Below are 12,916 nucleotides of genomic sequence, written 5' to 3' on the forward strand. Positions count from 1 at the left end.
GGTCCCCCCGGTACCCCCGTGCACTGACGTCCTCCCGAGCCGACCGCGACCGCCGCCCCCGGACGGTTCCTCGGTGAGAGGCCGCAGGAGTCCCGAGTTCTGGTCCGAGCGGACCGGCTTCTTCCAGCACCTGGGGCCGGCCGTCTCGTTCACCCTGGGCACCGGCCTGGCCGCGATCGGCTTCACCGGGTTCCTCGCGATCTCCGCGCTGGTGCCCGGCACGGACGCCGCCTGGTCCCAACCCGACCCGTCGGGGGGCGGCGGTTCGGCCGAACGGCCGCTCGTGGACTCGGCGGACGGCGACCCCCTCGTGCACAACACCCTGTACCGGGCCGGTGAGATGGGGAAGGTGAGCTGCACCGCCCCCGGACTGGACGCCCACGACCCGGAGTCGATGGAGGTGTTCGTGCACGCGATCGCCGACTGCCTCGACCTGGCGTGGAGCGGCTACTTCGAGGAGGCGGGGATGGCCTTCTCCTCGCCCAACCGGGTGTACTGGTACGCCAACGGGCACAGCCCGTGCGGCCCCTTCCCCCGTGAGGGCACCGCCGCCTTCTACTGCCGCGCCAACCAGGGCCTGTACCTGGGGGTGCGGGACATCGTGGCGGCGTCGGCGGGCAACGGCCACCCCGAGGTCTACACCTTCCTGCTCAGCCATGAGTACGGGCACCACGTCCAGGGTCAGGCCCTGATCCTGGCCGAATTCCACTCCGCGCGCGTGGGTGCCGGCGAGGAGACCGCCGACGAGCTGACCCGCCGCAGCGAACTCCAGGCCGACTGCCTGGCCGGGGTCTTCCTCGGCGCTTCGGGCGACTCCCTGGGTCTCGGGGGGACCGAGCGGGCGAATATCCTCGACGACGTCGCCCGGCGCAGCGACCACGGCGCCGAGCGTACGCACGGCCGGGAGCGGAACGCGCGCCTGTGGACCGAGCACGGGATGGACCGCAGGGACCCGGCCTCGTGCAACACGTGGAACGCGGACGAGGACCTGGTGGGGTGAGGCCCGCCGGGGAGCCGGGGCCGGAAGGGGCCGGTCCCCGAGGTCGAGGGGACGGACTGACCAGGGTGTTCGAAGGTTTCGGGGAAACGGCCCGGCCAGCGGACCGCGTGCGGGCGGCGGACGGGCGGCGGTTCCTCAGTGCCGTGTCCGCCCTGACGGCGCTGCTCCTGGCTCTGACGGCCGTGGTCTGGACCGCCGCGGCCGGGGACGCCCCGGGGCCGCCGGTGCCGACCGCGGACCAGGCGCGGGCCTCCTCCACCGACACCGCCGGGGAGCCGTCCGGGGGGACCGCCGCGGACGCCCTCGGCGAGTTCGGCCGGAGCCGGCGCCCCTCCGGGCAGGACGCCCTGCTCGCCAACCCGCTCTACGGCACCGGCCGCCTCAGCCCGCTGCCGTGTCCGGCTCCGGAGCCGGACGTGGACGCTCCAGAGGAGATGGCGGCGTTCCTGCACGCTGTCGCCGACTGCCTCGACGACGCCTGGGCCACCCAGTTCGCGCGGGCGGGGATCCCCTTCGACCCGCCCGAGCGCGTGTTCTGGTCGGAGCCGGGGACGAGCCCGTGCCGCGCCTACCCCTCAGCGGCGGGCGCCTTCTACTGCCGTGCCGACACCGGCGTGTACATCGGCGTCTCGGACGTGGTGGACAAGTGGCACGGCACCTCCGAGAGCGTGGTGTACGCCTCCCTGCTCGCCCACGAGTACGCGCACCACGTCCAGGGGGAGTCGGGGCTGCTGGAGTACTACCACGAGCAGCGGCGGCTGGAGGACGACGTCTCGGACCGCAACGCCTGGACGCGCCGGAGCGAACTCCAGGCGAACTGCCTGGCGGGGGTATTCCTGGGTTCGGTGCGGGTGAGCTACCCGCTGGACGACGGCGACCTCGCCACCCTGCTGGCCGACGCCGCGGCGACCGCCGACCGCGTCGGAGGCGCCGAGGAGGACCGCACCCACGGCTCGGTGGACAACAGTGTGCGGTGGACGCGCACGGGCTGGGAACAGCAGACCCCGGGCGCGTGCAACACGTGGGCCGAGGAGGACGGGTCCCTGGTGGGCTGAGCGCCCGGCAGTGCCGCGGATCCGGGGAATCGGTATCGCCGGAGCACGCTGCGTGGCAGGATGCTGACTATGTCGGCCATGCCCTCCCACACCGACCCTGACAGCCCCGAATCCCCCGCCCGGACCGAAGGCGACCATGTGGAACTGCGCGTACACGGCGTGGCGGGCGGGCAGGCCGAGGAGCTCCTCGACGTCGAACCCGCCATGCGGGTGGCGGGCGACGGCCTGTCCGGTTTCTTCCGCTGGCGCCGGGCGGCCGACACGGAGACCGTTCCGGGGGTGCGCCGTGAGATCTTCGCCTGGGGGAACCTGACCTCCGGACGCGCCTCGCGTGCCCTGTGGCTCACGCTGCTGCCGTTCATGCTGGTGAACCTGGCCTATTGGATGCGTCCGGGGCGGGCGGGAACCGGTCCGGAGGGCGCGCCCCGGACCGCCCGTGCCGTCTACGGCGCGTCGGTCCGCCTCCTGGCGCTGGCCCTGACCATGCTCATCACCCTGGCCGCTGCGGGCGTGGGGATGGACGTGGCGGCGTGGCAGTGCTCGGCCCAGGCCGAGCGGTGCGCCGCGGCCCACCCGTGGTCGGCGTTCCTGGCGGTGGCGCCCCCGGCCCTGTCTGCACCTGGCACCGTGCTGCTGCTGGGGGCCGTGGCCCCGCTGGCGGTGGTCGCGGTGCTGTGGCGGCTCTCGCGCAGCTCCGGGGGCGAGTACGAGGTGGTGTCGACCCCCGAGCCGACGGTGGCCACGGAGGCCGCTCCGCTCAGCGATCCCGGGTTCTGGCGCAACGGCGAGGTGCTGGCGCGGCTGCGGTCGGCGCACGTGGCGGTGGCGCTGAACACGGTCTCCCTGCTCCTGCTGGTACCGCCCCTGAGGCACGACCTGGGCGGCGGCTTCCCTTCCCCGGGGGTGTGGGCGGTCGGTGCGGTCCTGGCCGCGGTGCTGGGCCTGGTGACGGCGGTGGCCGCCGCGGGCGTGCTGCTCCCCGGCACCGACCCCCGGTGGAACGCCCGCGCCGACCGGCTGTGCGCGCTGCTGCGCGACGCCGCCCTGATCGTCGGTGCGGCCGCCGCGGTGTACGCGGTCTGGCCCCGCCCCGGATGGGAGGCCGTCGGCCGTCTGCCGGGCCACAGCAGCACGCTCACGGCCCTGTTCGCCGTCCAGGGGGCCTTGGTGCTGGTGCTGGTGGTGGCGGCGGCCGTCCTGTACCGGTCCGGCAGGGACGGGGGCCGGGCCGCGATGCGCGGACTCGCGGGTCCGGCGACGGCGGCCCTCGGCGCCCTGCTGGGCGGGGTCTTCTCCGCCGCGCTGGTGTACCAGGCCGCGCTGTGGCTGGGTGACTGCCCACCGCTGGCCGGGCCGGAGACCGGCTGTCTGGCCCTGGAACCGCCCACGGCCTACTCGTGGCTCCAGCTCGCCTTCGTACTGGAGGCGGCGATCGCGATCGCGGCCTTGGCCGTGCTCGCGCTGAGGCTGCGCCGTGCCACCAGGGCCCAGTTGTCGGAGGTGACCGAGCAGTACGCCCGCAGCGTGCGCGACCGGCGGACCTGGGAGATCGCCCGCGCGCGGGCGCTGGGACGGATGACGGAGTCGCTGCCCGCGGTGCTCACGGCGTTCGTGGTTCCGGTGGTGCCGCTGATCGCGCTGGTGCTGTACGCGGCGGTCTCCGGGACGGTGCTGGCCGGTCCGGTGTCGGCGGACGCCGCGCTGGCGGCGCTCTCGGCCGGCGGCGGAGGGTTCGGCGGCCGAGAGGTGCTCGCGGTCCTGGTGGGCTTCGGCTCGTTCCTGGGCGGGCTGTGCCTGGCCGCGCTGGTGTGGATCGGGCGCAGCGCCTACCGGGACCGGCCGACCCGCCAGGCGGTGGGCGCGCTGTGGGACGTGGGGACGTTCTGGCCGCGTGCCGCGCACCCCCTGGCTCCGCCGTCCTACGCCGAGCGGGCGGTTCCGCAGTTGGCGGCCCGGGTGGCGCGGATGGCGCGCGAGGGCACGGACACGGTGCTCTCGGGGCACTCCCAGGGGTCCGTGCTGGCGGCCGCCACGGTGTGGCAGCTTCCGGAGGACTGCGCGGGGCGAGCGGGGCTGGTCACGCACGGGTCTCCGCTGGACCGCCTCTACTCCCGCTACTTCCCCGCCTACTTCAACGCCCGGGCGTTCGCGGACCTGGAGCGGCGCGTGCCGGGCTGGCGGAACCTGTGGCGGGTCACCGACGCCATCGCCGACCCGGTGCGCACGGTGGAGCGCTCACCCGACGGCTCCGAGCGGATGGCAGCGGTACCGCCGAAGGGGCCCCTGCCGGACCCGAGGTCCTACGACCCGCTGCCCGGCGAGGTCCTGCGACCGGAGATCCTGGGCCACTCCCGCTACACCGGCGACCCGGAGTACGCCGAGTCGCTGTGGAGGGTGTTGAGCGCTATGGCCGACCGCCGTTCCTGAGGGGCGGCCGACCCCTCAGTGGCGGCCGTCTACGGGGCCGCGTGGGGGCGGCCTTCGCCCCACGGCGATCCTCGGCCCGCGGTTTCGTCCTGAGACGGTCCTCGACGACCAGGCAGCGGCATCTCAAGCTGAGCCGGAGACGCGCGGTCTACCAGGGGCCGTAGGGGCCCTGGTTCCGTCCGCCGCCCGCACCCTTGACGGCGGGGCGCACGTCCAGGAGGAACACCAGGGTGGCGACCAGGCCGAGGATGACGAACATGCCCCGGCCGGAGAACACGGCGAGCAGGGACAGGCCGCTGGCCACACCGGTGAGGGCGACCCAGAGCTTCTTGGACTGCTTGTCCATGATCTCGAACGCGGAGGCCGGTGTGCGGATCGCCTCGATCAGCGCGTACAGGCTGGCCACGAAGGTGACCAGGTAGATGAGCTGCCAGATGAGTCCGAACACTACGCACACTCCCACGACGCGTCCGGGCGGTGGTCTGCTCCGCCCTTTTCGGTCAACGCTTCGACGACGGAAAACGTGCCCGCGGAGTCAGAAGTCACACGGGAAGGTGCCACAGGCAGGTGATCGAGGCGAGGAGGAACGCGGACGAGCCCATGATGACGGCACCGGCGTGGTAGGGGAGTTCCTTGCCGGGGTGCAGGAGGCGGTCCACGCGGCGCATCACGCCGGACTGGGGCTGTTCCAGGGCGGCCATCGCCCCGGCGGGCACGGGGGCGGGTCCGGCGGCGCCGAAGCGCAGCAGGGCCGTGGCGAGTTCGCGCCGCGAACTGCGGCGCTGGGCCTGGTCGTCGGCGCACATCTCGATGAGCAGGGCGACGCTCTCGTAGTAGGAGCGGATGAGGCGCACGTGCGGGAAGGCCCGTTTGAGCGAGGAGAACGGCAGCAGGACGAGGTCGTGGCGCTGGCGCAGGTGGGCGCGCTCGTGGGCGAGGACGGCGGCCAGTTCCCTGTGGTCGAGGACCTCCATGGCGCCGGCGCTGATGACGACCTGGGAGCGCAGGACGCCGGGCAGGCAGTAGGCGGCGGCGGCCGGGTGGTCGAGGACGCGGGCCCCCGGGACGTCGGGGTGCTCGCTGGCCACGAGTTCGATGAGGTCGTGGTGGCGGCGGCGCACGCGCATGACGTGGACGAAGGAGGACACCAGGCCGCAGAAGAGGACCAGGGTCAGGGCCAGGGCGAGTGCCACGGCCGCGATGTGGCCGACCCCTTCGGCGCCCTGGGCGAGTTCGGCGGACAGCAGTTCGCCGGTGACGGCGTCGCGGGCCAGGGCGAGCAGGCCGCCGAGCGCACCGAGTTCGTAGGAGGAGAGGCCGTAGGCCAGGAGCGCCCCGATGGTGGAGACGCCCCAGGCGAGTCCGAGCGCCTGCCAGGTGACCACAGCGGTGTAGGGGCCGCGCTCGGGCCACTTGGCCCGGTGCAGGGCCTCCATGGCGAGCAGGCAGCCGACCGCGACGAGGGACAGGAGGGCGGCGCTGACCATACGGGCTAGTTCCTTGGCTGCTCGATTTCCGCGAGTGCGCGCCGGAGCGCTTCAGCCTCCTTGCCGTCCATGGACTGGACGAAGGCGGCCAGGGCGGCGTCCCGGTCACCGGTCTGCCCGAGAGCGTCGAACATCAGCTCGGACACGTACGCCTCGCGGCTGGCTGCCGGACGGTACCGCCACGCACGACCTTCACGTGCCCGGGTGACGACCTTCTTCTTCGCCAGCCTGTCGAGCACGGTCATGACGGTCGTGTGGGCGAGGTCGCGCTCGGCGAGCGCTTTGCCGACCTCTCGAACCGTCATGGGTTCGTTCTTCGCCCACAGTACATCCATCACCGCGCGTTCGAGTTCGCCAAGCCGAGTCATGACCCTGAGTCTACCGGTGCTAGTACTACACGCTGTCGTAGCCCCTGTTAAATCCGGGTCAACCGTGTCCCCCAGGGTATCCGGTGGTGCACGCGTGGCGCCCTGGAGCGCGGGAAGGTAGCGGATATGAGCGGTATACGAGACACACGCCTCAGTGTCATCAGGGGCGACATCACCGAACAGCGGGTGGACGCGATCGTCAACGCGGCCAACGGCTCCCTGCTGGGCGGCGGCGGGGTGGACGGGGCGATCCACCGCAGGGGCGGTGCGGCGATCCTGGAGGAGTGCCGGGCCCTGCGCGCCTCCCGCTACGGCGGCGGGCTGCCCACGGGCCAGGCCGTGGCGACGACGGCCGGGCTGCTGCCCGCCAGGTGGGTGGTCCACACGGTCGGCCCGGTGCACAGCACCACGGAGGACCGCAGCGCGCTGCTGGCGTCGTGCTTCACCGAGTCGCTGCGGGTGGCCGACGGGCTGGGCGCGGAGTCGGTGGCCTTCCCCGCGATCTCCACTGGGGTGTACCGCTGGCCGCTGGAGGACGCGGCCGACATCGCCGCCGAGGCGGTCCGGGGCGCGGAGGTCCGGGTGTCCGAGGTCCGGCTGGTGCTGTTCGGCGACCGCGCGCTGGAGGTCTTCCGGCGGGCTTTCGGAACGGCGTGAGCCGCGCCGGCTCCGAACGTGTGGTCGGTAGGATCCACTTCCCACCCTCTGAACCCCGGAGACTCCTTTGGCCGATACGTCACCGCCCCCCGCCCCCGTCCGCTCGTCGGTGCTCTTCCTCGCCGGAGCGATCGTCTGCTTCGTGGGGCCGCCGCTGGCCCTGGGCCTGCTGGCCGGGGAGTCGCCGCCGCCCCTGGCCCTGGTCGCGGTGGCCCTCGTCGAACTCGTCGCGGCGGCGCTCCTCGTGTTCTGGTGGCTGCGGCGGCGCTCCCTGTCCCCGGCCGACGTCGGCCTGACCTCGCGGCACTGGCTGCGGGACGCGCTCATCGGCGCCGCGACGGTGCCGCCCCGACTGCTGATCGAGTTCGGCGTGCTGATCCCGATGGCCGGGGGCGCCCAGAACCCGGGGGTGCAGGAGGTCCTCGCCAGCGCGTCGGCGGGCGTCGCCGCGCTCGTCGCTGCGCTGGTACTGGGCGTGGTGGGGGGCGGCCTGGCCGAGGAGCTCTACTTCCGCGGCTTCCTCCTGGGCGGACTGCCGAAGGCCTTCGTCCACCGGAGGGCCGCCCTGTACGGGGCGGCGGTGGTGTCGGTCGTGCTGTTCGCGGCCCTGCACCTGCCCACGTCGGGCCCCGACGTCGTCGCCATCGTCCTCGCCGGGCTGGTCTACACCGGCCTCTTCCTGCTGACGCGCCGCCTGGCGGCGACCGTGGTCGCCCACAGCCTGTGGAACGCCGCCGCCGTGGTCACCGTGCTGGCCCTGTACGGGTAGCGAAGGACGGCGGCGGCCGGTGATCCCGGGCACTGGGGCCACGGCCGGGTGCGCCCCGGGCCGGGCGGCATCTGCTCGACGGTCACCCCGGGCGGTAGGCTCGGCGTGGGATGAGTACACGGAAGCCCCCGCCCCAAACGGGATGGGGGCTTCCGCACGTCTGCTACACCCCCCGGCGAGCAGAGGTGACCATTGCCCGCCACTCCTTCGACGGGAACGCCAGGGTCACCTGGTCTCGGTTCTGGGTGTCGCGCACGGCCGACACACCAGGGGCATCGGCCACCTCAACACACGCGGAGTCGTTGGCGCTGTAGCTGCTCTTGCGGAAATTCAGGGATGAATACACGGGGTGCCTCTTCTAATCGGTGATCATGCTCTTGATCAGGTCGACGCTGGCACTCTTGGACAGTGCGTCAGCGGTCACGTCGTCCAGCGCGAGACGGTAGTCCGCAACCTGGGCCGGTCCTGTCACGTAAGTACCGCGGCTGCGGGTTTCGAGGTAGACGATGGGCGGGTCCCGCTCGTCGTCATACTCAAGCAACACGGTCGACCCGTGCAGGCATCCGTGTAGGCCTACGGCGATCGGCAGCACCAGCAGGCTCACGGTGTTGATCGCCGTAGCGACATCCACGAGATGGCGGAGCTGCCTGTTGGCCAGCGGAGCGGGCATGGCCGCGAGGCGGAGAAGAACGCTTTCGTCGAGGACACACCGGAACTCGGGGGCGTCCGATCGCCCCAGTACGCGCTCCTGCCGCTGGACACGGGCAGCGACGATGCGCTCGATCTCGTCCTCTGTACGCGCCAGAGAAGCCCGTGCGGACGCTGCGGCGTACTCCGGGGTCTGGAGCAGCCCGGGGACGACGATCGGGTGGAAGGCGAAGATCCTCCGCGCCCGCTCTTCCCAACCGAGGAACCCATCGGTGATGACGTCGTCGAAGTCGCGCCACCACGGCCGCGCTTTGGCTTCCTGGCGAAGCGCTTCGAGCGCTTCGCACCGGGCCGGGTCCGTGACCTCGTAGAGCTGGAGAAGTGCCCGGAGCCCGGACGTGTCCGGAACGGAGTGCCGTCCGCCTTCCATGTGGTTGAGGCGCCCTGACGACCAGCCGAGCGATATGCGCGCCTCCTCGATGGTCATCCCGGTGACCTCGCGCAGACTACGCAGCTCGGCAGCCAGCCGGCGCCGCTCGATGCTGGGCTGGTTCGGTGGTACCACGGGCGCGTCTGCCTTCTCTGGTTCGGGGTTCTCAGCCTTCTGGATCATAAAGCTCCTGTTCAGAAATGGGCATATCGGTCAGTCTGACGACATCCTAGTGACGCGTCAGTCTGACAGGGTCATGGTGAGTCTCGTGCTCATCCCGCCGGGCCTCCCACCCGGCAACCGACCCTGGAGGTGTGCGCTTTGCGCTACCTGCACCCGTCCGCCCTGGCGGTGGTCCGCCACCGCACCGCCGAACGGCTGTCCCGCCGCCGACGCCGCCGCACTCCGCACCCGACTCGCGGACCGGTGCCGCCGGGGCGGCTAGAGACCGCCCCGCTCCTGGAGCCCACGGGACTCCCTTCTCCAGGAGCGGGCCCCCACCTTCGTGTCCCCTCGGCCGGGGTCAGCGGCCGGGGTCGGCGATCGGCGGCGGGTAGCCGTCGGGGAGCCGCTCCTCCCGCCAGGGGGTGAGCGCCCGCCTGCCGGGAAGTCCGGCGAGTTCGGGCACGTAGCGCCGGACGTAGTCCCCCTCCGGATCGAACCGGCGCGCCTGGCGCAGCGGGTTGAACGGCCGGTTCGGCCTGGTGTCGTTGCCGGTCCCGGCCACCCACTGCCAGTTGCCGTAGTTGTCGGCGATGTCGCCGTCCACCAGGTGGGCGTGGAAGTGGTCGGCGCCCTCCTTCCAGTGCACGCGCAGGGTCCGGGTGAGGAACGCGGCGGTGATCATGCGTGCCCGGTTGTGCATGAACCCCTCCCGCAGGAGCTGGCGCATGCCCGCGTCGACGACGGGAACCCCGGTCCTCCCGCGCTTCCACGCGTCGAGGGCCTCGGGGTCCCCGTGCCACACGCGGTCCCTGGGCCGGTAGTCGCGGACCGCCAGGCCGGGGAAGGCGGCGGCCACCTGGTGGTGGAAGTCGCGCCAGGCGAGCTGCCGGACGAACTCCTCGGCCCCCTGCCCGGCGCCGGACGCCTCGGCCGCCTCCACGGTCTCCAGGGGGGACAGGCAGCCGAAGCGCAGATCGGCGGACAGGTGCGAGGTGGCCGCGCCGGGCAGGTCGTCACGGGTCCGGTCGTACCAGGCCAGTCCGCCCTCCAGCCAGGCGCGCAGCCGGGCGCGCGCGGCCCGCTCCCCTCCCGCGAGGCGGTCGGGGGCCGGTGCCCCCACACCCCGGTCCGCCAGGTCCCCGGGGAGGGTGCCGGGGTCGACAGCGGGGAGGCGGACCTTCTCCGGGGCGGGCAGGACGGACCTGCGTTCGCGGTCGGCCCAGGCCCGCGAGTACGGCGTGAACACCTTGTAGTGGTCGCCTCCCGCGGGGGTGACGGCGCCGGGAGGCACCACGGTGAGCCCGGGGAGGGCGTGCACGGCGGGCACGGCCTCCCGCAGCCGGTGCTCGCGGCGCGCGGCGAACCGGCCGACCCCCGCGGTGAGGAACACCGCGTCGGCACCGGTCTCCCGCACCAGCGCGCGGACACGGTCGGCTGTGTCGCCCTCGCGGACGAGGAGGTCCCCGCCGCGACCGCGCAGGGCCGCGCGCAGGTCGGCGAGCGCCTCGGACAGGTAGGCGCACCGGTTGCGGGCCGCGCGGCCCGTGATCGCCGGATCGACCACGAACAGGGGCAGCACGGCGTCGCGGTCCCCGAGGGCGGCCGTCAGCGCCGGATGGTCGTGGACGCGCAGGTCCTGGGTGAACAGCACGATGGCGGGCGGCACCTGAATCCTCGCTTTGAGTAGCTTCTCGGATACCGAGCGTATCGACGATCCGGAGGGTACGCTCCCCGATCCCGGGCATGGAGACGGTATGAGACCAGTACACGAGACCGCCACGGCCGTCCGCCCACTGCTGGGGGTCTCCAGTTGCCTCCTCGGCGCGCCCGTGCGCTACAACGGCGGCCACTCCCGCTCACGGTTCCTGACCGACGAGCTGGACCACTACGTGGACTGGTTGCCGGTGTGCCCGGAGGCGGAGATCGGTCTGGGCGTGCCCCGGCCGACACTGCGGTTGCAGCGGCGCGGGGGCGCCGACCGCGTGGTCTCCAGCAAGGACGGGGCCGACCACACCGACGACCTCGCCTCCGTCGCCGACCACCACGTCCTCCAACTGCGCCGGGCCGACGGCTACATCCTCAAGAACAAGTCGCCGAGCTGCGGCCTGCTCGCCCTTCCGGTGTTCTCGCCCGAGGGCGACCGGGTGGACGGCAAGGGCCGCGGGGCCTTCGCCGAACGGTTGACCCGGCTCCTGCCGCACCTGCCGGTCGAGGAGCAGGGCCGCCTGTCCGACGCCGCACTGCGGGAGCACTTCGTGCAGCGCGTCTTCGCGCACGCCCGGCTGCGCGCGCTCCTGGAGTCGGACTGGGCGCCCCGGGACCTGGTGGCCTTCCACGCCCGGCACAAGCTCCAACTGATGTCGCACTCGCCGGAGGGGTACCGGCGGACGGGGCGCATCGCGGCCCGGGCCGGGAGCTCCGACCCCGGGGAGGTCGCGGCGGCCTACACGGCGGAGTTCCACCGCGCCCTCGCGGTACGGACGAGCCGCGGCAAGCACGCCAACACGCTCCAGCACGTGTTCGGGATGCTCAGCCCGCTGCTGGACGACGCGCGCAGGCACGACCTGCTGGCGGCGATCGAGGACTACCGCACGGAGATAGCGCCGCTGAGCGTGCCCGTGGCGCTGCTGCGGCACCACTGCGCGGCCGAGGACGCGGGGTGGGCGCACGAGCAGACCTACCTGCGCCCCTACCCGGACGAGCTGCGACTGCGGCACGCCCTGGCGGTCTGAGCCGCCGAGAGGGAACACCCATGCGACACAGGGAATCGGTGCGACTACAATGAGTCACATTCGGTGTCGCCGCATCCCCCGGCACCGACCGGCCCCAACCCTGAGGTTTCGGTGTGTTCGCCTCCTTCTCCCGACCTGTCCTCGTGCTCGTCTGCTCCTGTGCCGTCTTCGCCTCCGCCGCCCTGCTCGCCATCGCGCCGCCCGGCCAGCTCGCCGAGCGGATCGGACGGCGCCTGGCCGGCCCCGCTCCGGAGGCCGGTGCGGGCGAGATGCGGCCGCCCTCCCTCCCGAACGCCGCCGTGCCCGCCCCGATCCCCGCGCCGGGACAGGTCGCGGTGTGCGACGAGGCGGGCCGCGACGAGGTCGTCAACGCCCCGGACTCGGCCGCGCCCGGGGGTGAGCGCAAGGTCTGGATCCGCCGGCCGCCTGGACCCGACAGCGCCGACCTGCCCGTGCTGTACCTGCTGCACGGATCGGCGTCCACCCACGAGACCCTGATGGAGGAGGGGGTCGGGGCGCTGCTGGACGAGCAGATGTGCCGCACCGGCGTCGAGTTCGTCATCGCGGCCCCCGACGTCCGGGCGGCGCCCGGAGCCGCCACCGGGCGGGACGACGCCGCCGACGGCTCCTTCGCGCTGGAGTCCTTCGTGACCGGCGCGGCCGTACGCGCCGTGGAGGGTGAGCACGTCCGGCCCCGGAAGCTGCGCGCCCTCGGCGGCTTCGCCACGGGCGGGTACGGTGCGGCCGCCGTGGCACTGCGCAACCCCGGGCTGTACACACAGGTGGCGTCCTGGTCCGGCCGCTACCGGGGCGACGGCCCCGAGGGCTTCGGTGACAGCGAACTAGACCGCCTGCTGGACTCCCGATCCGTGGGCGACCTCCGGTTCGTCCTCGTCGAGGACGCCCGGGAGCGCACCCCGCCGCAGGAGGAGGGCGACGGCGGAGGGGCGGCGCACTTCGCCGGCCTGCTCGACGGACGCGGTATGACGGTCGCCACCCTCCGCCCCCGAGGCGAGCCCGGCTTCCCCGCCTGGAAACGCGCCTTCCCCGGGGCCGCGGAGTTCCTGGTCTCGGGCTGGACCCTCCCCTCCTGAGCAGCGGGCCGTCAATACCAGACCCCTCGGACAATCCAGGCGGGAACAGTGTGTACCTTCATCGCTGTTGACGACAGCGGCGTA

At 73.2% G+C, this 12,916-nt stretch carries 13 protein-coding genes; 7 read left to right on the forward strand and 6 right to left on the reverse strand.

Features of this window, described 5'->3' with window-relative positions:
• Positions 1-73: 73 nt before the first annotated feature.
• The 3 genes from ACFHWE_RS05945 to ACFHWE_RS05955 all read left to right on the forward strand — a co-directional run bounded on the left by ACFHWE_RS05945 (position 74) and on the right by ACFHWE_RS05955 (position 4,482).
• Entirely contained in the window at positions 74-1,000 is a 927-nt protein-coding gene (locus ACFHWE_RS05945; protein ID WP_416599585.1) for a neutral zinc metallopeptidase, read from the forward strand.
• Positions 1,001-1,065: 65 nt separating this feature from the next.
• Positions 1,066-2,055 carry a neutral zinc metallopeptidase gene (locus tag ACFHWE_RS05950; protein ID WP_416599586.1) on the forward strand — a complete coding sequence of 330 codons (990 nt, stop codon included), beginning with the start codon at positions 1,066-1,068 and terminating at the stop codon, positions 2,053-2,055.
• Between the two features lie 69 nt (positions 2,056-2,124).
• Positions 2,125-4,482 (forward strand): hypothetical protein, encoded by a 2,358-nt coding sequence (locus tag ACFHWE_RS05955; protein WP_416599587.1) that lies wholly within the window; start codon positions 2,125-2,127, stop codon positions 4,480-4,482.
• 148 nt (positions 4,483-4,630) lie between these two features.
• Here ACFHWE_RS05955 and ACFHWE_RS05960 read toward each other — a convergent pair whose 3' ends face one another.
• The 3 genes from ACFHWE_RS05960 to ACFHWE_RS05970 form a co-directional block, all read right to left on the reverse strand.
• Positions 4,631-4,930 carry a DUF2516 family protein gene (locus ACFHWE_RS05960; protein WP_028649964.1) on the reverse strand — a complete coding sequence of 100 codons (300 nt, stop codon included), beginning with the start codon at positions 4,928-4,930 and terminating at the stop codon, positions 4,631-4,633.
• Between the two features lie 94 nt (positions 4,931-5,024).
• Entirely contained in the window at positions 5,025-5,969 is a 945-nt protein-coding gene (locus ACFHWE_RS05965) for a M56 family metallopeptidase (protein WP_416599588.1), read from the reverse strand.
• A gap of 5 nt (positions 5,970-5,974) precedes the next feature.
• A complete protein-coding gene (locus tag ACFHWE_RS05970) occupies positions 5,975-6,337 on the reverse strand; it encodes a BlaI/MecI/CopY family transcriptional regulator (RefSeq protein WP_416599589.1) in 363 nt (120 codons plus the stop codon).
• Between the two features lie 126 nt (positions 6,338-6,463).
• Between ACFHWE_RS05970 and ACFHWE_RS05975 the strand changes: the two genes are divergently transcribed.
• On the forward strand, positions 6,464-6,994 hold the full coding sequence (locus ACFHWE_RS05975) for an O-acetyl-ADP-ribose deacetylase (RefSeq protein ID WP_416599590.1): 531 nt from the start codon (positions 6,464-6,466) through the stop codon (positions 6,992-6,994).
• A 67-nt stretch (positions 6,995-7,061) separates the two neighbouring features.
• Positions 7,062-7,763: a CPBP family intramembrane glutamic endopeptidase gene (locus ACFHWE_RS05980; protein WP_416599591.1), complete on the forward strand. Its 702-nt coding sequence runs from the start codon at positions 7,062-7,064 to the stop codon at positions 7,761-7,763.
• A gap of 163 nt (positions 7,764-7,926) precedes the next feature.
• On the opposite strand, the gene ACFHWE_RS05985 is transcribed toward ACFHWE_RS05980, so the two are convergent.
• From ACFHWE_RS05985 to ACFHWE_RS05995, 3 genes are all read right to left on the reverse strand, one after another.
• The gene (locus ACFHWE_RS05985; RefSeq protein WP_416599592.1) at positions 7,927-8,109 is read right to left on the reverse strand and encodes a DUF397 domain-containing protein; all 183 of its coding nucleotides are present in this window, start codon (positions 8,107-8,109) and stop codon (positions 7,927-7,929) included.
• A 12-nt stretch (positions 8,110-8,121) separates the two neighbouring features.
• A complete protein-coding gene (locus ACFHWE_RS05990) occupies positions 8,122-9,024 on the reverse strand; it encodes a helix-turn-helix domain-containing protein (RefSeq protein ID WP_416599593.1) in 903 nt (300 codons plus the stop codon).
• Positions 9,025-9,364: 340 nt separating this feature from the next.
• Positions 9,365-10,672 (reverse strand): cryptochrome/photolyase family protein, encoded by a 1,308-nt coding sequence (locus tag ACFHWE_RS05995; protein WP_416599594.1) that lies wholly within the window; start codon positions 10,670-10,672, stop codon positions 9,365-9,367.
• An 88-nt stretch (positions 10,673-10,760) separates the two neighbouring features.
• On the opposite strand from ACFHWE_RS05995, the gene ACFHWE_RS06000 reads away from it, so the two are divergent.
• Together ACFHWE_RS06000 and ACFHWE_RS06005 are read left to right on the forward strand one after the other, a co-directional pair.
• Positions 10,761-11,738 carry a YbgA family protein gene (locus ACFHWE_RS06000; RefSeq protein ID WP_416599595.1) on the forward strand — a complete coding sequence of 326 codons (978 nt, stop codon included), beginning with the start codon at positions 10,761-10,763 and terminating at the stop codon, positions 11,736-11,738.
• A gap of 113 nt (positions 11,739-11,851) precedes the next feature.
• A complete protein-coding gene (locus tag ACFHWE_RS06005) occupies positions 11,852-12,832 on the forward strand; it encodes an alpha/beta hydrolase-fold protein (RefSeq protein WP_416599597.1) in 981 nt (326 codons plus the stop codon).
• Positions 12,833-12,916 lie beyond the last annotated feature (84 nt).

Origin of the sequence: Nocardiopsis sp. LOL_012 (genome assembly GCF_048060475.1) — a bacterium.
GTDB lineage: Bacteria > Actinomycetota > Actinomycetes > Streptosporangiales > Streptosporangiaceae > Nocardiopsis.

Bases quoted from the DNA above. Each gene is read 5' to 3' on its own strand.
- ACFHWE_RS05975 (WP_416599590.1), top strand. From the start codon at position 6,464: ATGAGCGGTATACGAGACACACGCCTCAGTGTCATCAGGGGCGACATC.
- ACFHWE_RS06000 (WP_416599595.1), top strand. From the start codon at position 10,761: ATGAGACCAGTACACGAGACCGCCACGGCCGTCCGCCCACTGCTGGGG.
- ACFHWE_RS05965 (WP_416599588.1), bottom strand. From the start codon at position 5,969: ATGGTCAGCGCCGCCCTCCTGTCCCTCGTCGCGGTCGGCTGCCTGCTC.
- ACFHWE_RS05990 (WP_416599593.1), bottom strand. From the start codon at position 9,024: ATGATCCAGAAGGCTGAGAACCCCGAACCAGAGAAGGCAGACGCGCCC.
- ACFHWE_RS05970 (WP_416599589.1), bottom strand. From the start codon at position 6,337: ATGACTCGGCTTGGCGAACTCGAACGCGCGGTGATGGATGTACTGTGG.
- ACFHWE_RS05955 (WP_416599587.1), top strand. From the start codon at position 2,125: ATGTCGGCCATGCCCTCCCACACCGACCCTGACAGCCCCGAATCCCCC.